Below are 21,308 nucleotides of genomic sequence, written 5' to 3'. Positions count from 1 at the left end.
TGAATAAGATTAAATCAAGTGGTATATTTAAATTAAAAGGCGCGGTGATTAATCTACCGCGCCTTTTTAGATTTACTCTTTTGCTCTGCCCTTATCAATAGTCTTGGTGTCCTTACTTTTTTTCATCTGCTCCCCGATCATATTACTGGCCGTAAAGGAAGCGACCATGTTGTTCAACATATCGCTACCGGCTTGAGGCGAATTGGGCAATAATATCAAATTGGTATTCGTTTCTTCCCCGATGCTTTGCAATGTGTCGTAATGTTGAGTCACCACAATCAAAGCGGAGGCTTCTTGGGAGTTGATGCCCACCTTGTTCAACACCTCCACAGATTCCTCTAGACCCCGTGCAATTTCACGTCGCTGGTCTGCAATACCCTGCCCTTGTAATCGCTTGCTCTCCGCTTCTGCCTTGGCCTTTTCAACGATAAGGATTCGGGCGGCATCACCCTCAAATTGGGCTGCGATTTTTTCCCTTTCGGAGGCATTGATTCGGTTCATGGCAGCTTTCACCTGTGGGTCTGGGTCAATATCCGTTACCAAAGTCTTTATGATGTCAAAGCCGTATTCCAGCATGGCATCGTTCAGTTCTGCCTTTACCGCAAGTGCTATATCGTCCTTTTTTACAAAGACATCGTCCAGTTTCATTTTGGGCACTTCGGCACGTACCACATCAAAAACATAGGAAGTTATCTGTTCATGCGGGTAATCCAATTTGTAGAACGCGTCATAGACCTTGTCCTTGATGACCATGTATTGCACGGAAACCTTTAGCCGTACAAAAACGTCGTCCAAGGTTTTCGTTTCTATGATAACGTCCAATTGCTGGATTTTTAAGCTCAATCTTCCGGCAATGCGCTGCACGAAGGGTATTTTAAATTGTAACCCAGAATGCCTGATGCTGCTAAACCTTCCAAAGGTTTCAATAACTGCGGCCGTTTGTTGTTTTACGATAAAAGCTAGAGAAAATAGTACCAGCCCAATAATTATTACAATCGGTATTAAAATAAAGTTTCCCATGATAACCTGTTTAAAGTTAATTTGGATGAATGTACGAAATCGTATCTTTTTATGAGTACCCTTAGTGTTCGTTTTGTTACAAATTTCATTCGGCAGTACTTTTTTGCGCAGCCTTGCTTTAATCGCTTTATAGACCAGTTCACCTGCTGGCGCGAGCATCTTGCTCGTGTCCAACCCAAGACATTGCTTAGTTTCATTCATTGTTCCATCATGCCCAGGTGCATACCTTCATTATCAATTTTCAATACCGTTTCATCTTCTGCATAGTTTCTAGCACTGCTATATTTCCAGTCTATAGGATTGGTAACAAAGCCCTGTTCAACAGGATTGTTATGTATATAATCTATTTTTTGTTTTATTACTTTACCACTCCATAATTCTATTGGTTTATTATGTTGTTGCCAGAATTGTCTTTTACCCACGTTACTTTTACGCTTCCCCGCCCTTTCCATCATCCAAAGCAACCATTCTTTTCTGCTTTCTTGTGGGTTGTCTTCAATTGCCTTTATCAATTTTTTAGCAGTAAAACCTTTAAAATCCCTTAATAGACCGGAAGGGTCTTCCTTGCCTGACCTGAAAACGAAATGCACATGGCTAGGCATAAAACAGTATGCAAAGACCTCCATCCCTTTTTCAGCTCTACAGTAGTTTACCGCCTCTTCTAAAGTTGAAAAATATTCCTGTCTTGTAAAAACATCCAACCAATAGACTGTTGCAAAACTTACAAAGTAGGCGGCCGTAGGGTTTTGAAACTTATATTTTCTGCTCATTGAATTCTAAAAATACAAAAACCACAACATCCATATTGTGGTTCTTTCTTTATTTCCAATGTATATCCTTTTCATTTATTCTTGACGGCACGAGCGTGACGCTCGCGCTAGCGGGGGCCAACCTTAAAATAAACCTTTCGTTACATAATTGTGGTGCGTTTTGTTTCTGGACCGGTTACACAGAAATCCTACTGGTTTGTAAAGTATTCTATTCATATCCTTCTTGTTTTCTTATCTTATTAAGTATCTAAAAACCGACAAAATGAAAAATTGCCCGTTCCAAGCCCCACTCGCTGCGTTCCTTCTTCTGTTAACCACCGTTTTTATTCTCTTAGGGTCTTGTAAGGACAGTACTTCAGCTATTGCGGAAACGGATCAAGCCGTTCCTAAAATCGATGTACAAGCCGAGCTTGATAAGATCGAGGATATGCGGGATTCCTTTCAAAAGACCGTACGAGAAAAGCGCTATGGCGATCTAGGAAGTTTCGTGACCAAGGACCTTATTTCCATAGGGCCGGGGAGTGAAGATTGGAACGCCTATAGAAAACTTAGGGAACAACACGGTAACAAGTTCCGTTATGACAGTATCATCATGAGCCCAAAGGAAACCGTCATCCTATCCGATACCATGGCCTATGATTTTGGGGTTAGCCGAACTTTTTACACGGATGAAACCGGTACCGTTCATGAAATGGGCGATACCTTTCTGGTACTTCTGAAAAAGGTTAACGGAGAATGGAAATTGTACCGGGAATTGGCGTCTTCGCAGGTAGAGTAATCTAAATTTTGTACTTTCAATACGGTTTGCAACGGAAACCAGAACTATTTGTACATGCCTTTAAGCCATTAATATTTTGGATAACAACGTTTCTGAATTTATTTCAAAACAAGAAAAATGGTCCCATGAACTTCAATTATTACGGGAAATCGTGCTTTCCTGTGGTCTTGAAGAAACCTTTAAGTGGCGTGCACCCTGCTATACCATTAAGGGCAAAAATGTAGTTATTCTGGGTGCGTTCAAGGACTTTTGTTGTTTGAGTTTTTTCAAGGGTGTGCTCCTCAAAGATTCCGAAGGTATTTTGAAACAACAAGGCGAAAACACGCAATCCGGAAGAATAGTCCCATTTACAGATACGGCCGAAATCCATCGGTTAAAACCCGTTATAAAAGCCTATGTTTTTGAGGCGATCGAAGTTGAAAAGTCGGGACAGAAGGTCGAATTCAACACCCCCGACGAACTGGAGCTTCCCGACGAATTGGAAGTCGCCTTTCAACAGGATGCCGAATTCCAAAATGCCTTTCAAAGCCTCACACCCGGTAGGCAAAAGGGATATATGTTGTTCTTTTCAGGCGCAAAGCAATCGGCCACCAGAACTTCCAGAATCGAAAAATACCGTTCGCGCATCTTTGACGGAAAAGGCCTGCACGATTGTGTTTGCGGCCATTCCAAAAAAATGCCTTCCTGTGATGGGTCACACAAGTATCTTTGAGAAAAAGTTGTTTCACTTCTTATTAGATATTCTACATAATCCATTAAATTGTAGGCTTTTGTAGGAACCCTCAGTTTTAGTCGTGAATAAATTAAACTATCTCTTTTTGCTCCTCGCCCTAGTCGCTGAAATTGTGGGCACCATTGGTGGCTTTGGGTCTTCCGTCTTTTTTGTGCCTATTGGCAATTTCTTTTTCGACTTTCATTTTGTGCTGGGTCTCACGGCCTTGTTCCATTTGTTCAGTAACGTTAGTAAAATCGTGCTCTTCAAAAAGGGTCTGGACAAAAAACTTCTGATAAACATAGGGGTTCCATCTGTAATCTTTGTCATTATTGGTGGCTACATGACCAAAATAGTGGATAGTTTCATCTTGGAAATTGTACTCGCCCTGTTCTTGGTTGGTTTGAGCCTTTTGTTTCTGGTCAAAAAGGATTTGGTAATCAATCCGAACAGGAAAAATGCCATTACCGGCGGTGTTCTGTCCGGGTTTTCGGCCGGGCTATTGGGAACCGGGGGCGCCATCAGAGGGCTTACCATGGCGGCTTTCAATCTGGAAAAAAGCGTCTTTATAGCGACCTCTGCATTTATTGATTTTTTTATCGATTTCACAAGAACCTTTGTCTACTTCAACAATGGGTACATTCAAAAGGAACATCTCATATACCTGCCTTTCTTGTTGGTCATTGGGATATCGGGCACGTATTTGGGAAAACGCATTCTTCATTTTATAGAACAGGATAAGTTCAAGACGATTTCCTTGCTCCTTGTCTTGTTGATAGGTGTGGTTACCTTGGTGAACGTTTTGGTCAAAACGAACTAATCCTTAAAAACAAAAACACTTTTCTTTTTGTGCCGCTTTGCGGATGGACTACTTTAGGGCAAGCATATCTTTAATCTTGCGCGTATGTCCCAAATAAAACGGATTCTAAGCATCCTTCTTTGCCTTGGTCTTTTATTGCTGTCCGATTGTAAAAGCGGTTCAAAAACTATATCGGCACCAACGGAAAATTCCAGTTCATCCGTGGAACGGCCCTATGTGGTCCTGGTTTCCCTGGATGGTTTTCGGTGGGACTATGTGGAACGATTTCACCCTCCGTTCTTACATAAATTCATAGAAAATGGCGTCAAGGCCTCTTCGTTGATTCCCTCATTTCCTACAAAGACCTTTCCAAACCATTATACCATAGCCACAGGGATGTACCCCGATAAGCACGGACTGCTTGGAAATTCCTTCTACAGTCATAAAAAGGACAAAACGTACCGAATTGGTAAACGAGAATTTGTGGAAGACGGGTCGTTTTATAACGGCACACCACTTTGGGTACTGGCGGCAAAATCAGGAATGGTTTCCGCCAGCTATTTTTTTGTGGGTTCGGAAGCCAATATACAAGGTATCTGGCCTACCTACTACAAAAAGCACGATGCGTCCATAAAAAACGAGGAGCGGGTATCCCAAGTGCTTGATTGGCTCTCCTTGCCCGATGCCCAACGGCCCCATTTGATCACGATGTATTTTTCCGATATGGACGATGTGGGCCATTCGTTTGGACCCAATGCCGATGATGAACTGGAACCTGTCTTGATGGCCTTGGATTTAAACCTACGAAAGCTTTATGAAGGCATTCAAGCAACGGGTCTGCCCGTGGACCTGATCATTGTGTCCGACCATGGTATGGCGGAAGTGACCAAAGAGCGATACATTCCAATAGAGCCAATTGTAAACGATTCCCTATACACGGTGGTGGATAACGGGGCCATTGTCAATCTTCATCTGAAAGACCCCAACAATCTTGAAAATATACTAGCGGATCTGCGCCAGAAAGAAAACCATTTTAAGGTATACAAAACAACGGAAACCCCGGGGTTTGAATATGTTCCCAAAAATCCCGATTGGGGAGAAATTCAGGTTGTGCCCAATTTTGGCTATTATTTTGCGAAACGGGAAAAAATAGACAACGTCATTTCCAAATCCAAAACGTCCTTTGGAGTACATGGCTACGACCCAGCACATAAGGAAATGCACGGGATATTCTATGCGCAAGGCCCTAGTTTTAAAAGCGGATTGGAAATCGCTTCTTTTAAGAACATTCACATATACCCTTTGGTATGCAAAATCCTTGGTTTGCCCGTTCCTAAAGATATAGACGGAAACCTAACTGCAGTTCAGGAGGTTCTGAAATAGCTTAAAAATAGGCTAGGCGAGTGCCGAAATCGCCTTGTTTATCCGCTCCATGCTTTCTTCTTTGCCGATCAACGCCATGATGTCGAAAATATGCGGGCCTTTCATGTCCCCAACCAAAACCAGGCGTAACGGAGGCATCACCTTTCCAAAGGATAGTTCCTTTTCAGAAATCCATTTTTTCACCTCCAATTCCACATTCTCTGAAGAAAAATCGGCTATGCCATTCATAAAACTTGCCAAGTTTTGCATGATTTCTTGGGTGTCGTTCTTCCATTGCTTTTTAACCGCCTTTTCATCGTAGTTGGTAGGCGCAACGAAAAAGTAATCGCCCAATTCCCAGAAATCCGAAACAAACGTGGCGCGATCCTTGATCAGGGAAACTACTTTCTGGACATAATCATTGGATGTTGATGTGATTCCCTTTTCTTTTAAATGTAACAGAAAGGCTTCGGCCATTGTTGCATCGTCTTTTTGATGCATATACTGCTGATTATACCATTTGGTTTTGTCCGGGTCGAACCGTGCTCCCGATTTGTTCACCCTTTCCAAGGAGAAGGAATCCACCAATTCTTCCAACGTAAACAACTCCTGTTCCGTTCCTGGGTTCCAGCCCAGTAAGGCCAAAAAATTCACCACGGCTTCCGGAAAATAGCCTGCCTCCCTGTATCCCACAGATTCGTTCCAAGACAGCGGAAAAACGGGAAAACCTCCCTTCTCACCATCCCGCTTGCTCAATTTGCCCTTTCCAACAGGTTTCATGATGAGAGGCAAATGCGCAAATTGAGGTGCCTTCCAACCAAAAGCATCGTACAATTGTTGGTGCAGCGCCAAAGAGGGTAACCATTCCTCGCCCCGTATCACATGGCTGATTTCCATGAGATGGTCGTCCACAATATTGGCCAAATGGTAGGTAGGCATCCCATCGCTTTTAAAAAGCACCTTATCGTCAAGGGTGTTTGTGTCGATTTCTATATCACCACGGATGATGTCCGTCAAATGTAGTTTCTCATCGGGCGGGGTCAAAAAGCGTATGACGTAGTCTTCCCCGGCATCTATTCTTCTTTGTACGTCTTCGGGCATCATGGAGAGGGAATTGTCCAATTTGAGTCGGTTATGCCAATTGTAGATGAAGGTCTTGCCTTTTTCCTCATGGTCCTTTCGGTGAAAATCCAACTTCTCGGCCGTATCAAAGGCATAATAGGCCATGCCCTTTTCAATGAGGTCCTGGGCGAATTTTTTGTATAAATGTTTACGTTCGCTCTGCCTGTATGGACCATATTTCCCAAAGGTATTGCCCTTGGCGGTTGGGGAAGACGGTCCCTCGTCAAAAGGAATGCCGCACCAGTTCAGCGAATCTACAATATATTGCTCCGCACCTTCTACGAACCTGTTCTGGTCCGTGTCCTCAATACGGAGGATAAAATCGCCTTTGTGTTTTTTGGCAAACAGGTAATTGAACAAAGCGGTCCTAACCCCGCCTATATGCAAAGGTCCCGTGGGACTTGGCGCAAATCGTACTCTAACTTTCTGTGTCATTTGACAAAGGTATAAAAAGGGATGCTGAAGGGAAAGGGCTCATTTTGATGGTGGAAATAATTTTATGGAGGCTTCCCGTTCTCGATTTAGTATCGTTAAGTCTCGGATTAAGTGCCTTTTAACAAATTTTTTCTGTCCTTAAAAACCAAAAGGGTATATCTTGGTATAAAAATCCTTTGCCATTGCAGTTTTACGATCTCATATTAGGAAAATTAAACGATTTCATTAAAGCCCATTATACCCAAAAATTGATCAAGGGGGTTATCCTCTTTTTTGCTTTTGGGCTGCTGTTTTTTTTAGCGGTAGTAGGTGTTGAGTTTGCCCTGTGGTTGAATTCGACCTGGCGGCTCGCCTTGTTTCTTATCTTTTTGGCCGTAGAGCTTTTCCTTTTATACCGATATATTGGAATTCCCCTGTTCTATCTTTTCAAACTAAAAAAGGGCATCGCGCCAAAGGACGCCTCCCTCATGATCGGAAAACATTTCCCGGAAGTTGGCGACAAATTGTACAACCTTTTGGATTTGGCCGATAATACGGAAAAATCCGAACTGTTGCTGGCAAGTATCGAACAGCGCTCTGAACATCTGAAAACGATTCCCTTTCAAAGGGCCATTAACACCAAGGAACCTTTAAAATATGTGAAGTTTGCCTTGTTGCCCTTGATGATTATTGGGCTGTTGTGGACTTCCGGCAATTGGAGTTCCTTTTTTGGAAGTTATTCCCGTGTAGTCAATTACAATATGGCCTATGAACCTCCCGCGCCTTTTAGGTTCGAATTGTTGAATACACAATTACAGGTAATAGAAAGTAAGCCCTTCACCTTCCAAGTGGCAACGGAAGGTTCGCTAAAACCGGATAATGTGTACGTTGTTTTTCAGGATAAGGAAATCTTGCTACAAGAGGAAAATGGAGTATTTCAGTATACCTTGTCACCGCCCATCACATCGGGGCGATTCATGTTCAAAGGTAGTGGGATACAGTCCAGGGAATACGAGCTGGTGGCCTTGAAGGCGCCCGCCATATCGGATTTTAACATGCGATTGGAGTATCCTGCATACATCAATAAACTTCCAGAGGTCATAAAAAGTACCGGAAACGCCATAATACCCGAAGGAACCAAAATAACCTGGGAGATAAAAGGCCAGGACACCGAGGAAATTAAATTGGTTGCAAAGGATACGTCTTTACTGTTTAACAATAATGGGGACGATTTCAGCCTTTCCAAAAGAATCTACGCGAATTGGGACTATCAATTGGCCACCTCAAATACCAACGTACAGGAATACGAGACCCTAAATTATTCGTTTCAGGTAATCAAGGATGCGTATCCAACGGTGAAAGTGGAGCAGGTCTTGGACTCCCTTGAACCGAATATTTCCTATTATTCCGGGGAGGCCACGGATGATTATGGACTTAAAAAGATTGAATTGGTCTACTATGAACAAGGAAGCGAGCAAGATGAGAACATTCTTGAGCTGAGCGGACCACAATCCAATTTTCATCCATTCTACTATACGTTCCCCTCTGGGCTGAATTTGGAGGAGGGCAAGAAATATGCCTTCTATTTTAAGGTTACGGACAATGATGCCATCCATGGCGGAAAATCGGTTAAAAGCACCGTGTTCTCCCAAGAAATTTTAGACGATAACCAATTGAATAACAAAGAGTTGGAGTCTCAACAGTTGCTGATTAACAACTTGGACAAATCCTTGGAAAAGGCTGCCGAGCAACGTGATAACCTTAAGGAAATCAACACTTTACAGAAAGAAAAAAACCGATTGGATTTTAATGATCAACGTCAGGTATCCGATTTTTTGGAAAAACAGGAGCGACAGGAGCAATTGATGGAGAAATTCAGCCGGGAACTAAAGGAAAATCTGGAAAAAGGGGCGAAGGACGACAAATTGAACCAGTTATTGCAAGAGCGTTTGGAGCGGCAGGAAATGGAGGCCAAGAAGAACCAAAAACTTTTGGAAGAACTCAATAAGATTGCTGATAAAATCAACAAAGAGGAATTGACACAACGTTTGGAGGAACTGGGCAAAAAACAGCAAAACTCCGAGCGTAGCCTTGAACAATTGGTGGAGCTGACCAAACGGTATTACGTGACCGAAAAGGCCGCACAGTTGGCAAGCGATTTGGTAAAACTTTCAGAAAAACAGCAAGCGCTTGCCGAAGAAGAAATTGCCGCGGAATCCTCAAAACAAGAACAGGAAAAATTGAAGGGGGAATATGATAGAATCGCAAAAGAATTGGATGAACTGAAAAAAGACAATGCGGATCTAAAAAAACCTATGGACCTAAGTATCGACAAGGCCAAGCAAGCGGGAATCCAAGAAAACCAAGATAACGCGTTGGAGGAAATTCAAAACCACCAAGAGTCGAAAGAAAAGTCGGATAACGAAGGCATGGAACAAAGTGCCAATAAAACCAAGCAAAATCAAAAATCGGCCGCACAAAAAATGAAGGAAATGAGTAAAGAGCTCCGACAGTCATCCATGAGTGGGTCTTCCGGCAGTGATTCCGTGGCAGAGGATGCTGAAATGCTGCGTCAGATTTTGGACAACCTCATCATTTTCTCGTTCAAACAGGAAAGTCTCTATGATAAACTGAGCGAACAGGACAGGGAAGATATTTCCCATTATTCCGAAACTGTTCGTAGCCAAAACGAGCTACGCAGTCTTTTTGAACATGTGGATGATAGTTTGTTTGCGCTTTCGTTGCGCCAAGCAGAGCTTTCGGAATTTGTGAACGAGCAAATTACAGAGGTCTATTACAACATTGACAAGTCCTTGGAAAGCGTCGCAGAAGGACAAATGTACCAAGGAGTATCCTATCAGAAATATGTGCTTACAGCATCTAACAGTCTCGCCGATTTTTTGGCACATGTGCTTGAAAACATGCAGCAAAGCATGCAAATGGGCCAGGGAAGCGGTCAAAGCCAAGGAGGGTTTCAGCTTCCTGACATCATTAAACAACAACAGTCCCTTGGGGAAAAAATGGGGGAGTCTGGTAGCCAGGGTCAATCAGGACAGGAAGGGAACCAACAGGGTAATCAAGGTAAGGAAGGAAACCAAGGAGGAGAACAGGGCAATCAGGGACGAAATGGAGAACAAGGAGAACAAGGAGAACAAGGGAATAATGGAAACGAGGGAAGTGGGCAAGGCGAAGGTGGTCAATCCGGGGAGGGTGAAAACGGTACCAATAGGCAAAACCAAGGATCCGGAAATTCTCAAGGCAGCGATGGTTTGAGCGAAAGCGAGCTGCAAGAAATCTATGAAATTTATCAGGAACAACAACGCATCAAACAAGAATTGGAACGCCAGTTGGAAAACCTCATCAATGAAGGTGATCGCAAATTGGGGGAAAAGCTTATTCGCCAAATGGAAGATTTTCAGAACGACCTCCTTGAAAATGGTATTACGCGTCGGACATTAAGCAAGGCCAACACCATACAATACGAATTGTTGAAACTAGAAAACGCTTCTTTAAAACAAGGAAAAAAAACAGAGCGGGAAAGTAACAGCAACAAAAAGGACTTCACCAATCCCATAACCACCAAACCCTCATTACTAGATAATTATCGTAACGAGATAGAAATTTTAAATAGACAAGCCTTACCTTTGCGCCAAAATTTTCAAAACAAGGTAAAAGAGTACTTCAAAGGCAATGATTGAATTTTATTTTGAGACGGAGGTTAAAATTTCCAATACAGAAAAATACAGGAACTGGGTTTCAAAGATTGTTACGACTGAAGGGTATTCGATAGGCGACCTTAATTACATTTTTTGCGACGACAGCTATTTGTTGGAAATCAATCAAAAATATTTACGGCACGACACCCTTACCGATATTATAACATTTGATTATACGCTGGGAAAAACTATGTCGGCAGATATATACATATCCACAGAACGTGTACAGGAAAATGCTGTAAGCTACCAAGTAACTTTTGAAAACGAACTTTTACGTGTGATGTCCCATGGTATACTTCATTTAGCCGGATACAAGGACAAGAAAGAGGAGCACAAAAAAGAAATGCGCTTAAAAGAAGAGGAAAAAATAAAAATGTTCCACGTGGAACAGTAGAAATTATGTTTGGAGAAATTTACGATGTTATTGTAGTAGGAGGGGGTCATGCAGGGGCAGAAGCAACTGCCGCGGCGGCGAATATGGGTTCAAAGACACTCCTAGTTACCATGAACCTACAAACAATTGGACAAATGTCCTGCAACCCTGCCATGGGCGGAATTGCCAAAGGCCAAATCGTTCGAGAAATAGATGCTTTGGGAGGTTATTCTGGAATTATAACGGATAAATCTGCCATTCAATTTAAAATGTTGAACAAATCCAAAGGTCCGGCCATGTGGAGTCCTCGGGCCCAAAGCGACAGGATGCGGTTTGCAGAGGAATGGCGCCTAGCACTAGAGAGAACATCAAATGTAGACTTTTACCAAGAAATGGTTACAGGACTTCTTTTGGAAAAAAACAAAGTGGTGGGCGTAAAAACATCCCTAGGTATTGAAATAAGGGGGAAATCCGTCATACTTACGAACGGAACGTTTTTAAACGGATTAATCCATATTGGGGAAAAACAGTTTGGAGGTGGAAGGGCCGGAGAAAAGGCTGCAACAGGAATTACCGAACAATTGGTCGATTTAGGTTTTGACAGCGGACGCATGAAGACCGGTACGCCTCCTAGAGTGGATGGAAGGTCCTTGGACTATTCAAAAATGATTCCCCAACCAGGTGACGCCAAACCCGAAAAATTCTCCTATTTAAACACACCTGTATTAAAAAAACAAAGGGACTGTCACATGACCCATACCAGTGCCCTAGTTCACGATCTACTCCGTGAAGGTTTTGATAGATCTCCCATGTTCAATGGTAGGATAAAAAGTATTGGCCCAAGATACTGTCCGTCCATAGAAGATAAGATAAATCGATTCGCGGATAAGGATTCGCATCAAATGTTCATAGAGCCTGAAGGATGGGAAACCGTTGAAATATATGTAAATGGGTTTTCAACTTCATTGCCGGAAGATGTACAATTCAAAGCATTGCGATCCGTAAAAGGATTTGAAAATGTCAAATTTTTCCGTCCAGGTTATGCCATAGAATATGATTATTTTCCACCCACGCAATTAAAGCACACCTTGGAAACAAAATTGATAGAGAACCTTTATTTTGCAGGTCAAATCAATGGCACCACAGGGTATGAGGAAGCGGCTTCACAAGGGTTAATGGCCGGAATAAACGCACATTTAAAAATAAATGAAAAAGAAGCTTTTACACTACAACGCGATGAAGCGTACATAGGGGTATTGATAGACGATCTTATCACCAAGGGAACGGAAGAGCCTTATAGAATGTTCACTTCCCGAGCAGAATACAGGACCTTATTAAGACAAGATAATGCCGATTTAAGACTGACCCCTAAAGGATATGAATTAGGGTTGGCAAAAGAAGATAGGTTAAAAAGAATGGAAGAAAAACTAGAGAAATCGGAAGCCTTTGTTAGTTTTTTTAAAAATACCAGTGTACTACCAGATCAAATGAATCCCATTCTTGAGGAGGTGCAATCGGCCCCAATAAAACAATCAGATAAAATGTTCAAATTGTTCTCACGACCAAAAGTAACCATGGAACATATGCTTACACTGGAATCTGTGTCAGAATTTGTTAGTTCTAATAGCTTGGATAATGAAGTACTCGAACAGGCAGAAATTCAAGTTAAATACTCGGGTTATATTGAAAAGGAAAAAGTAAATGCCAATAAACTAAACCGACTTGAATCTGTAAAAATTCCTGATAATTTTGATTATAAGAAATTGAAATCCTTATCCTTTGAAGCGCGCGAAAAACTGTCAGCAATAAAGCCAGTCACTATATCTCAAGCATCCAGAATCAGTGGTGTTACACCGAGTGATATTAGTGTTCTACTAGTATACCTTGGTAGGTAAAGTCACATTGTTCCACGTGGAACGATCTAACAAATCCTTAATAAATATATGTCAAGATATCTCACCACAAAGGATTACTTTAATACCCAGGAGGAATTTCATCTAGAATACATAACCGAACTAGATATGCTGAAAACGTATCCAGTACCCAAAAATCTAGAAACATATTACAATCACCCAGACTATATTTCACATACAGATCAAAAGAAAACATTTATAGATAAAATCTATCAACTAATAAAAACTTATAGTTTAAATAAGAAAGTTCGACTAATCAAAAAACTAAGAACTACTGAAAAAACAATCCTAGATATTGGAGCAGGTACAGGTGATTTTTTAAAATTCGCCCAAAAAGATGGTTGGAAAATCCACGGGGTAGAACCAAACCAGCAAGCAAGACTAAAAGCACTCACAAAAGAGATAACCCTAAGGGAATCACTAGCGGATATACCAGAGGAAACATTTAATGTTATCACATTATGGCATGTACTTGAACACATTCCGGATTTCGAAAGCGAAATAAAAAATATTCAAAAAAAACTAAAGCTGAACGGATACTTAGTTATAGCGGTACCAAACTACAAATCCTATGACGCCAAACACTACAAACAATTCTGGGCAGCTTACGACACTCCAAGACATTTATGGCACTTCTCCAAGGAATCAATAAAAAGACTTTTTAAACCATACAAACTGGAACTAGTTCAAACGAAACCAATGCTTTTCGATTCCTTTTATGTATCCCTACTTTCCGAAAAGTACAAAAGCGGTAATAATAATTATTTAATGGCTTTTTTAATAGGATTGGTATCAAACATCAAAGGTTTACTAAGTAAAGAATATTCTTCCCATATATATATTCTTAAAAATGCTAAATAACTAATTAGCGATTCGCACAAGGAGAAATAAAAGTAAATAAGGATTATACCATACCCTATATTAAAAAAGGTCTTAAAATAGCTTAAAATGTGGTGTATACAATAATATAAAACAATAAAAAGTAAGATTTTCATAAGAAATAACTATACTCAATATATTAACAAAGCTTTCTTACTTTTGCCACAAATTAATAAAAACAAAAATGAAAAAATTAATCCTTGGAATAACACTCCTTACCATCCTTTCCTGTACACAAGAAAAAATTGCGTTTGTAGACAACGTAAAACTTATGAATGAATATCAAGAAAAAATTGATATAGAAACAAAATACAAAGAAAAAGCAGAAGCTCTTGGTAAAAAGCGTGATAGTATATCCCAAAAATTTCAAGCAGAAGCTACGGAATTTCAAACAAGAGCCCAAAGCATGACACAAAACGCTGCACAACAAGAATATGCCCAATTTCAACAAAGAGGTCAACAAATGGGACAACAACTCCAAATGGAAGACCAACAATTACAAATACAGGGACAAACAGAAATGGATAGCATTGTTTCCAAAGTAAAAAAGGAAATACAGGCTTATGGTAAAGCAAATGGTTACAGCTATATACTAGGAGGTGGAGAAGGGGGTAGTGTTCTCTATGGAAAAGAAACCCATGACATCACGACTGAAATCATAACCATCCTAAATAACAAGTATAAAAAATAACATATTAAAGAATCAATCTAAAAGGCCACAAATTGTGGCCTTTTTTAATAACTTATGTTTTCTATCCTTGATTCTATATTAAATCTATCGTTTGGAAGGAAACCCTTTATTATCAATACGATTCCGCAAACAATAAGTATAATTCCAATACCTTTCTTGATCAAGCGAATACGAGTACCCGTTAATTTCCTTTTTAACTGCTTGGCCAACAAAATTTTAAATAAATCCGTAATAAAATAGGAAAGTATCATTGTGGTAAAAAAGACTCTAATTCGGGAAGGTTCATTATCCAAGCTTGGTCCCACAATTATTATAACTCCCAACCAAAATACAAGTACACCAATATTTATAAAATTTAAAAGAAAGCCTTTCACAATGAGACCTAGATAGTCACTTCGCTTAGATTTAATCGGAATTTTCGAACTATTCCTTGAACCGTGTTTAAAAAAAATAGTTATCCCATATACCAAAAGGATAACACCGCCAAAAACGTAAAGACCTGGTTGATTGCTTAGATTCTCAAGCAATTGGTAACTACTGAAATAGGCTATGGTGATGAAAAGAATGTCCGCTACTATTACTCCCAAATCGAATACCAGAGCAGCACGAAAGCCCTTGATGGCACTTGTCTCAAGCAGTACAAAGAATACAGGTCCAATCATAAAGCTTAAAATAAAGCCCAATGGAATAGCTGCCTGTATATCTTCCCACATATAAATATTACATCCTTTTTATACTTCCACCAAAAACAGTTTTCTCTTCTAATTTAGGTGGATTCCCATATACGAGTACTTCGCCGCCAGCCTTCACAGCAGCCTTAACATAATCGCTCGCATAAATTTCTGCTCTGGAACCTGCATTCACATTGACAGTAGAGAATTTGGTCTTAAGAGCTTTACCTTCGTAAACGCCTCCTGTGTTAATTTGAACATCCTGCAAATTTGCAACACCTGTTGCTTTGACAATACCTCCTGAAACCGATTTTATCAAAAGTTGCTCCACCTCTGTTGAAACATTCACCTCTCCTCCTTCTTGGGACTTCAATTCCAAAACATCCTGAACAATCGTACCCTCTGAAATAATCCTAGCATCCTCGTTGACATCGATGACCATAATATCTTCTGTGTAGTATAAATCGACAAAAGTCTTATAACCACTAAAGAACTTGGTAATCTGCATGCGGATTTTAAGAATACCATCATTATTTACAATAGCTACTTTATCCGTATTCTCACCTGAAATAACGGCCTTGTTTTCAGAAGACCGAATAAGCTTAATAGAAATCCCGTCAAAACCCTTCACCTCGGCGAACTTACCCAGGCCAACAGATACCTTGCTATCCTGTGCCCCTAAGGCGTTACCCAGAAAAATACTTAAGATTAAAACTAACTGCTTCATTTTTAAGGTTTCATACCCGATAAACGGAAATTGATTTTAAGCAATTCCATGAAACAAAATTCATTCCAAAAAGCTATCCATTCTTCACTAATAAAGAAAAATCCAAGTGTCTCTTAATCAAATCGGTACTCTTTACCATAACCACGACCTCGTCTCCCAATTGATACATTTTCTTGGTCCGTTCTCCAATTATGGCATATTGCTTCTCATCAAAGATATAATAATCTCCTTTTATGTCCCTGATGCGCACCATACCTTCACATTTGTTCTCGATAATCTCCACATAAATTCCCCACTCCGTCACACCACTGATGACACCTAAAAATTCTTGGTCATTATGGTCTTCCATGAACTTGATCTGCATGTACTTTATGGAATCCCTTTCTGCATTGGCCGCCAGTGCCTCCATATCGGAAGAATGTCTACACTTCTGCTCATATATATCAGCCTTAACCGTATTCCCTCCATCCAAATAATGCTGCAATAAGCGGTGCACCATAACATCCGGATATCTTCTGATAGGTGAGGTAAAATGGGTATAATAATCAAAGGCCAATCCGTAATGTCCTATATTATCAACCGTATAAACCGCTTTACTCATGCTACGAATAGCAAGTGTATCGACTAAATTCTGCTCCTTTTGACCTTTTACATCTTCCAATAATTGGTTCAACGAAGCACTAATGGATTTCTTATCCTTAAAATTAAGCTTATGACCAAACCTGGAGATAATACCGTTCAAAGCGATCAGCTTGTCCTCATCCGGGTCATCATGTACCCGATACACAAATGTTTTCTTGGGTTTCTGTTTTCCAATGAACTCCGCTACCTTTCTATTTGCCAATAACATAAATTCCTCAATGAGTTTATTGGCATCCTTGGCTTCCTTAAAATATACCCCAATAGGTTCATTATTTTCATTCAAATTAAAGCGAACCTCTACCTTATCAAAAGAAATGGCCCCTTGTTTCATGCGCTTCTTTCGCATGATCTTTGCCAGTTTGTCCATGGTCAACGTAGCCTCAACCACATCCTCACCAACCTGATAGGCCTTACCACGAATTGACACATGTTCTGGAATGTGTCCTGAACCGCTTTCAATAATATGTTGGGCTTCCTCGTACGCAAAACGTTCGTTCGAATTGATTACGGTACGGCCAAACCATTGATTTTTGATCACTGCATTATTATCCAATTCAAAAATTGCAGAAAATGTATATTTTTCCTCATTGGGACGCAACGAACAGGCATTATTGGAAAGCACCTCAGGCAACATAGGCACCACGCGATCCACCAAGTAGACCGAAGTCGCCCTATCGTATGCCTCATCATCAAGAATGGTATCCACTTCTAGGTAATGAGAAACATCGGCTATATGAATCCCAATTTCATAGTTCCCATTCTCCAAAACGGTAAAAGAAAGTGCGTCATCAAAATCTTTGGCATCCCTAGGGTCTATCGTAAAGGTCAATACGTCTCGCATATCCCGTCGTTTGGCTATCTCCTCTTTTTTGATTGTTGTATCAAGACCATCGGCAAAACGTTGTACCTCGACAGGAAATTCATAGGGTAGCCCATATTCGGCCAAAATCGAATGTATCTCCGTATTGTGTTCACCGGGGATCCCTAAAACTTCGGTAATCTTTCCATAGGGAGAATCCACACCATCAGGCCAATCCAAAAGTTCCACAATTACCTTCTCCCCATCCTTGGCTCCATTTAGATTTTCTTTGGTAATGAAGATATCGGTATACATCCTAAAATCAGAGGGACGCACAAAAGCAAAGGTTTTTTGCATATCAACTACACCAACAAAGGTACTTTTATGACGCTCCAAAACACGAACGATCTCACCTTCAAGTTTTTTGCTCTTTTTCCTTGGATAGATATATACTTCCACGACATCTTTATGAAAGGCCTTGTTCAATTTGTTAAAAGGAACAAAAACATCATCGTCCATTCCTTCCACTATGATATACGCGTTCCTTCGTCCGGTTACATCCACGGTACCTGTATGATAGGTCTTAACATCTTCCAATACTTGATAACCACCCCTAGCAACTTCCCGAATGCGTTTTTTTTCCTTTAATTGGGCTAATCTCTGAATCAATGTATTCCTATCATGGGCATCGGTAATTCCTATTTTTGCGGCAATTTGTTTGTAGTTGAAACTTTTGCTTGGTTCCTTCTCCAAAACAGTAAAAATCCCTTTGGTAATTTCGTTCTTCCTGTGATTTCTACTCTTCTTATTTTTTTTCGACATTAAAGTTTCTGTTTGTTGGAAAATTACGAATTATAATCCACTAGCACGTGTTATATCACAATCATAGTTGTTATCAACATTAAGTATATAATTATCTTTTTCTTTAATCTTTTAAAAATAAAATGATGATTATGATAGGGTGTTAATAAGGGGTAAAACTATTTTTAAAAATACTTGGCTTTATTAGATACGAATAGTTATTGACATATAATGAGTACTCAAGAAATCTAAAAATCAGGCTATTAAAAAAGTTATTAAAATGAGTTTATAACCCATTTCAACATTCATTTTTTGATAAGTTAATGTAAATTTAATGTTAATTACAAGACGGATAGTTTTGAAAAACGGGGAATACTTTCTAATAGTTTTTTTCGCGTTTTCTTAGGAATGATTGTATTGTGCATTATTAAAATTCCATACAAATTTTAATTTGCTTTTTTTTCAACAACTTATGAGTGTCTAAATTGTGAAATATACATACGAATGAACACCCTTCTGACAATTTTTGAAAATCTATGTTGTAAACGGATCATTTTTTGTGGTCACCATGTGGAAGTTGTACCTTTAGAAGCGTTTTAACGTTCCCCCAACGCTTAAAAACATATAAGACTTACACGCGAAACCCTTATCTAGGGATTTTTTATGGTAAGTTAAATACCTCTTCCAAGGTAAATTTTTAAAAATCAAGCTATTAACCTAATTATAAACACATGAAAATAGCTATAGGAAACGACCATGCAGGTACCGATTATAAACTTGCCGTCATAGGTCTACTGCGTTCGATGGATATTGAAGTCGTCAATTTTGGAACAGATGGTTCCGATAGCGTAGATTATCCAGATTTCGTACATCCGGTCGCCCAAGAGGTGGAAGATGGCAACGTGGATTATGGAATTATTATCTGCGGTAGTGGCAACGGGGCTTCCATGACCGCGAACAAACATCAAAAGGTCCGGGCCGCGTTGTGCTGGAACAAGGAAATTGTGGAATTGGCAAGGGAACACAATAATGCGAACATCCTAAGCCTACCGGCACGGTATATAGCCTTGCAACAAGCGTTGGAAATGGTGGAAGTTTTTCTAAAAACGCCCTTCGCTGGTGGTCGTCACGAACGAAGGATCGAAAAGATTCCTTGTATTTAGTAGCTTACTTTTATGGGCCACGGTCACCATCATCACGCACACGGACATTCCCATCCAAAGGTGGAAGGCAGGAACCTTATAATTTCAATTTTACTGAATATTCTCATTACCGCTTCACAAGTGGTAGGGGGAATCGTATCGGGAAGTCTTGCTCTATTATCCGATGCGCTACACAACTTTAGTGATGTATTATCGCTCATCGTTAGTTATATAGCGAACGTTCTTTCCAAAAAAAAAGCATCGACCACGAAGACATTTGGCTATAAAAGGGCCGAAATCATTGCCGCTTTTGTAAATTCCGCCACATTGATCGTTGTTGCGGTTCTGTTGATAAAGGAAGCTATCGAGCGATTTATAAATCCGGAAGAAGTGGAATCCAGTCTGGTCATTTGGCTGTCTTTGTTGGGTATCGCCGCCAATGGTTTCAGTGTGCTGCTCATAAAAAAGGATTCGGATAAAAATATGAACATGAAATCCGCCTATTTGCATTTGCTTACGGATATGTTGGCTTCCGTAGCGGTGCTAATCGGTGGTCTGTTGATGAAGTTCTACGAAATCTATTGGGTGGACCCATTGTTGACATTTATCATCGCTGTGTATCTCATATTTATGGGCTTTGACCTTTTAAAGGATTCTACCCGGGTATTGATGCTGTTCACGCCCAACACCATACAGGTACAGCATATTGTTGATACCATATTGAAAATTAAACCTGTAAAAAATGTGCACCACGTGCATATTTGGCAGTTGAACGAAGATGAAGTGCATTTGGAAGCCCATATCGATTTTTTGGAGGATATAAAATTATCGGAGTTCGACACGATTCTTGAGGAGATAGAGGAAGAACTCTACCATACCCACGGCATCAACCATATTAACATCCAACCAGAATTTGGTAAATGCGATTCCAAACATGTAATCGTTCAGGATTGACTCGATAATTTGGGATATTGGCATTGTCAATGTGTTTAATTATCCTTGACTTACTTAAATCAGCTATTTTTAAGAATTTAAAGAGTAATTTTCTGATTTTTATAGGTTTGTACAATGGTTTACTATAAACTTTCTTTTTAATGAAAATCTATAAATCCAAAATTAGCTGGGGGCTTTTAGCTGTTCCGATGCTCCTTTTTCTAGGTATTATAGTATCCATGATCGTGAAGGGCGAAGATACGTCCGGCATACTGACGACTTCCGGTATCTTTCTCGCTGTATACCTGTTTATTTCGTATCTGCTGCTGCATACGGAATATGCCATTGATGCCGATATATTGTATGTAAAAAGCGGTTTCGTGTATAGAAAGCACCTAGATATTTCAAGAATAACATCTGTAAAAAAGACAAAAAACATTTTTTCCGCCCCTGCGGCATCCTTGGATAGAATACAACTTACCTATGATAAATTTGGAGTTTTAGTGCTATCTCCCAAGGAAAAGGAAAATTTCGTAAAAGATTTGGTGGTAATAAATCCAACTATAAAAGACTACGTAAACCCATGAACACATCCATAAAAAGATTCAACGAATTGGATACGTCTGAACTCTATGCAATATTACAGCTGCGTAGTGAGGTGTTTGTCGTGGAACAGGACTGCGTGTACCAAGATTTGGATGGGAAGGATGCAAAGGCCATTCACGTGATAGGAAAAAAGGATGGTGAAATCGTTGCCTATACCCGTGTATTCGCACCGGGCGATTACTTTGCCGAGGCAAGCATTGGTAGGGTAGTGGTCAAACAGGATCAACGAAAATATGGGTATGGCAAGCTTATCATGGAAGCGTCCATAAAGGCTGTAGAGGAAGAATTGGGCACAAAAACCATTCGAATTTCTGCACAGACCTACTTGTTGAAATTTTACAATTCATTGGGCTTTAAAGCGGAAGGACCCGAGTATTTGGAAGATGGCATTCCGCATGTTTCTATGGTTAAAAATTAAAGGCACGCAAACACGTGCCG

At 40.2% G+C, this 21,308-nt stretch carries 19 protein-coding genes; 13 read left to right on the top strand and 6 right to left on the bottom strand.

Going from position 1 to position 21,308, the window contains the following annotated elements:
• Positions 1 to 72: 72 nt before the first annotated feature.
• Both ACZ41C_RS07185 and ACZ41C_RS07180 read right to left on the bottom strand, forming a co-directional pair.
• Positions 73 to 1,020, bottom strand: coding sequence for an SPFH domain-containing protein (locus ACZ41C_RS07185; protein ID WP_138256655.1), 948 nt, complete (start codon positions 1,018 to 1,020; stop codon positions 73 to 75).
• A 197-nt stretch (positions 1,021 to 1,217) separates the two neighbouring features.
• Positions 1,218 to 1,790 (bottom strand): REP-associated tyrosine transposase, encoded by a 573-nt coding sequence (locus ACZ41C_RS07180; RefSeq protein ID WP_464565179.1) that lies wholly within the window; start codon positions 1,788 to 1,790, stop codon positions 1,218 to 1,220.
• Positions 1,791 to 2,052: 262 nt separating this feature from the next.
• Between ACZ41C_RS07180 and ACZ41C_RS07175 the strand changes: the two genes are divergently transcribed.
• The 4 genes from ACZ41C_RS07175 to ACZ41C_RS07160 all read left to right on the top strand — a co-directional run bounded on the left by ACZ41C_RS07175 (position 2,053) and on the right by ACZ41C_RS07160 (position 5,462).
• Positions 2,053 to 2,568, top strand: a complete 516-nt coding sequence (locus ACZ41C_RS07175) for a Cif family virulence factor (RefSeq protein ID WP_138256656.1) — start codon at positions 2,053 to 2,055, stop codon at positions 2,566 to 2,568.
• Between the two features lie 76 nt (positions 2,569 to 2,644).
• On the top strand, positions 2,645 to 3,280 hold the full coding sequence (locus ACZ41C_RS07170; protein WP_464565176.1) for a YdeI/OmpD-associated family protein: 636 nt from the start codon (positions 2,645 to 2,647) through the stop codon (positions 3,278 to 3,280).
• Between the two features lie 106 nt (positions 3,281 to 3,386).
• Positions 3,387 to 4,100, top strand: coding sequence for a sulfite exporter TauE/SafE family protein (locus ACZ41C_RS07165; RefSeq protein ID WP_464565174.1), 714 nt, complete (start codon positions 3,387 to 3,389; stop codon positions 4,098 to 4,100).
• An 84-nt stretch (positions 4,101 to 4,184) separates the two neighbouring features.
• Positions 4,185 to 5,462 carry an alkaline phosphatase family protein gene (locus ACZ41C_RS07160; protein WP_464565172.1) on the top strand — a complete coding sequence of 426 codons (1,278 nt, stop codon included), beginning with the start codon at positions 4,185 to 4,187 and terminating at the stop codon, positions 5,460 to 5,462.
• Between the two features lie 12 nt (positions 5,463 to 5,474).
• On the opposite strand, the gene gltX is transcribed toward ACZ41C_RS07160, so the two are convergent.
• Positions 5,475 to 6,998, bottom strand: coding sequence for a glutamate--tRNA ligase (gene gltX, locus ACZ41C_RS07155; RefSeq protein WP_464565170.1), 1,524 nt, complete (start codon positions 6,996 to 6,998; stop codon positions 5,475 to 5,477).
• A 182-nt stretch (positions 6,999 to 7,180) separates the two neighbouring features.
• Between gltX and ACZ41C_RS07150 the strand changes: the two genes are divergently transcribed.
• The 5 genes from ACZ41C_RS07150 to ACZ41C_RS07130 all read left to right on the top strand — a co-directional run bounded on the left by ACZ41C_RS07150 (position 7,181) and on the right by ACZ41C_RS07130 (position 14,549).
• Positions 7,181 to 10,675, top strand: coding sequence for a hypothetical protein (locus tag ACZ41C_RS07150; RefSeq protein ID WP_464565168.1), 3,495 nt, complete (start codon positions 7,181 to 7,183; stop codon positions 10,673 to 10,675).
• Positions 10,668 to 11,087 carry an rRNA maturation RNase YbeY gene (ybeY, locus tag ACZ41C_RS07145; RefSeq protein WP_464565166.1) on the top strand — a complete coding sequence of 140 codons (420 nt, stop codon included), beginning with the start codon at positions 10,668 to 10,670 and terminating at the stop codon, positions 11,085 to 11,087. The genes ACZ41C_RS07150 and ybeY overlap by 8 nt, the downstream gene beginning before the upstream one ends.
• A 5-nt stretch (positions 11,088 to 11,092) precedes the next feature.
• Positions 11,093 to 12,961 (top strand): tRNA uridine-5-carboxymethylaminomethyl(34) synthesis enzyme MnmG, encoded by a 1,869-nt coding sequence (gene mnmG, locus ACZ41C_RS07140; RefSeq protein WP_464565164.1) that lies wholly within the window; start codon positions 11,093 to 11,095, stop codon positions 12,959 to 12,961.
• A gap of 48 nt (positions 12,962 to 13,009) precedes the next feature.
• On the top strand, positions 13,010 to 13,840 hold the full coding sequence (locus tag ACZ41C_RS07135) for a class I SAM-dependent methyltransferase (protein WP_464565162.1): 831 nt from the start codon (positions 13,010 to 13,012) through the stop codon (positions 13,838 to 13,840).
• Between the two features lie 202 nt (positions 13,841 to 14,042).
• Positions 14,043 to 14,549 (top strand): OmpH/Skp family outer membrane protein, encoded by a 507-nt coding sequence (locus ACZ41C_RS07130; RefSeq protein ID WP_138256665.1) that lies wholly within the window; start codon positions 14,043 to 14,045, stop codon positions 14,547 to 14,549.
• Between the two features lie 44 nt (positions 14,550 to 14,593).
• Here ACZ41C_RS07130 and ACZ41C_RS07125 read toward each other — a convergent pair whose 3' ends face one another.
• The 3 genes from ACZ41C_RS07125 to rnr all read right to left on the bottom strand — a co-directional run bounded on the left by ACZ41C_RS07125 (position 14,594) and on the right by rnr (position 18,210).
• Positions 14,594 to 15,262, bottom strand: coding sequence for a LysE family translocator (locus tag ACZ41C_RS07125; protein WP_138256666.1), 669 nt, complete (start codon positions 15,260 to 15,262; stop codon positions 14,594 to 14,596).
• A gap of 7 nt (positions 15,263 to 15,269) precedes the next feature.
• On the bottom strand, positions 15,270 to 15,947 hold the full coding sequence (locus ACZ41C_RS07120; RefSeq protein ID WP_272635906.1) for a head GIN domain-containing protein: 678 nt from the start codon (positions 15,945 to 15,947) through the stop codon (positions 15,270 to 15,272).
• A gap of 73 nt (positions 15,948 to 16,020) precedes the next feature.
• The gene (gene rnr / locus ACZ41C_RS07115) at positions 16,021 to 18,210 is read right to left on the bottom strand and encodes a ribonuclease R (RefSeq protein ID WP_464565158.1); all 2,190 of its coding nucleotides are present in this window, start codon (positions 18,208 to 18,210) and stop codon (positions 16,021 to 16,023) included.
• Positions 18,211 to 18,920: 710 nt separating this feature from the next.
• Here rnr and rpiB point away from each other — a divergent pair.
• The 4 genes from rpiB (at position 18,921) to ACZ41C_RS07095 (ending at position 21,288) form a co-directional block, all read left to right on the top strand.
• On the top strand, positions 18,921 to 19,352 hold the full coding sequence (rpiB, locus tag ACZ41C_RS07110; RefSeq protein WP_154917744.1) for a ribose 5-phosphate isomerase B: 432 nt from the start codon (positions 18,921 to 18,923) through the stop codon (positions 19,350 to 19,352).
• Positions 19,353 to 19,364: 12 nt separating this feature from the next.
• Entirely contained in the window at positions 19,365 to 20,285 is a 921-nt protein-coding gene (locus ACZ41C_RS07105; RefSeq protein ID WP_464565156.1) for a cation diffusion facilitator family transporter, read from the top strand.
• A gap of 140 nt (positions 20,286 to 20,425) precedes the next feature.
• Complete coding sequence (locus tag ACZ41C_RS07100; RefSeq protein WP_464565154.1) at positions 20,426 to 20,851, top strand: PH domain-containing protein; 426 nt, start codon at positions 20,426 to 20,428, stop codon at positions 20,849 to 20,851.
• The gene (locus ACZ41C_RS07095) at positions 20,848 to 21,288 is read left to right on the top strand and encodes a GNAT family N-acetyltransferase (RefSeq protein WP_138256672.1); all 441 of its coding nucleotides are present in this window, start codon (positions 20,848 to 20,850) and stop codon (positions 21,286 to 21,288) included. Before ACZ41C_RS07100 ends, ACZ41C_RS07095 begins: the two co-directional genes overlap by 4 nt.
• The last annotated feature ends 20 nt before the right edge of the window (positions 21,289 to 21,308 follow it).

This window comes from Maribacter sp. C-4077, from assembly GCF_055378385.1.
The sequence above is the reverse complement of the archived record's forward strand: the minus strand, read 5'-3'. Positions and strand labels throughout refer to the sequence as shown.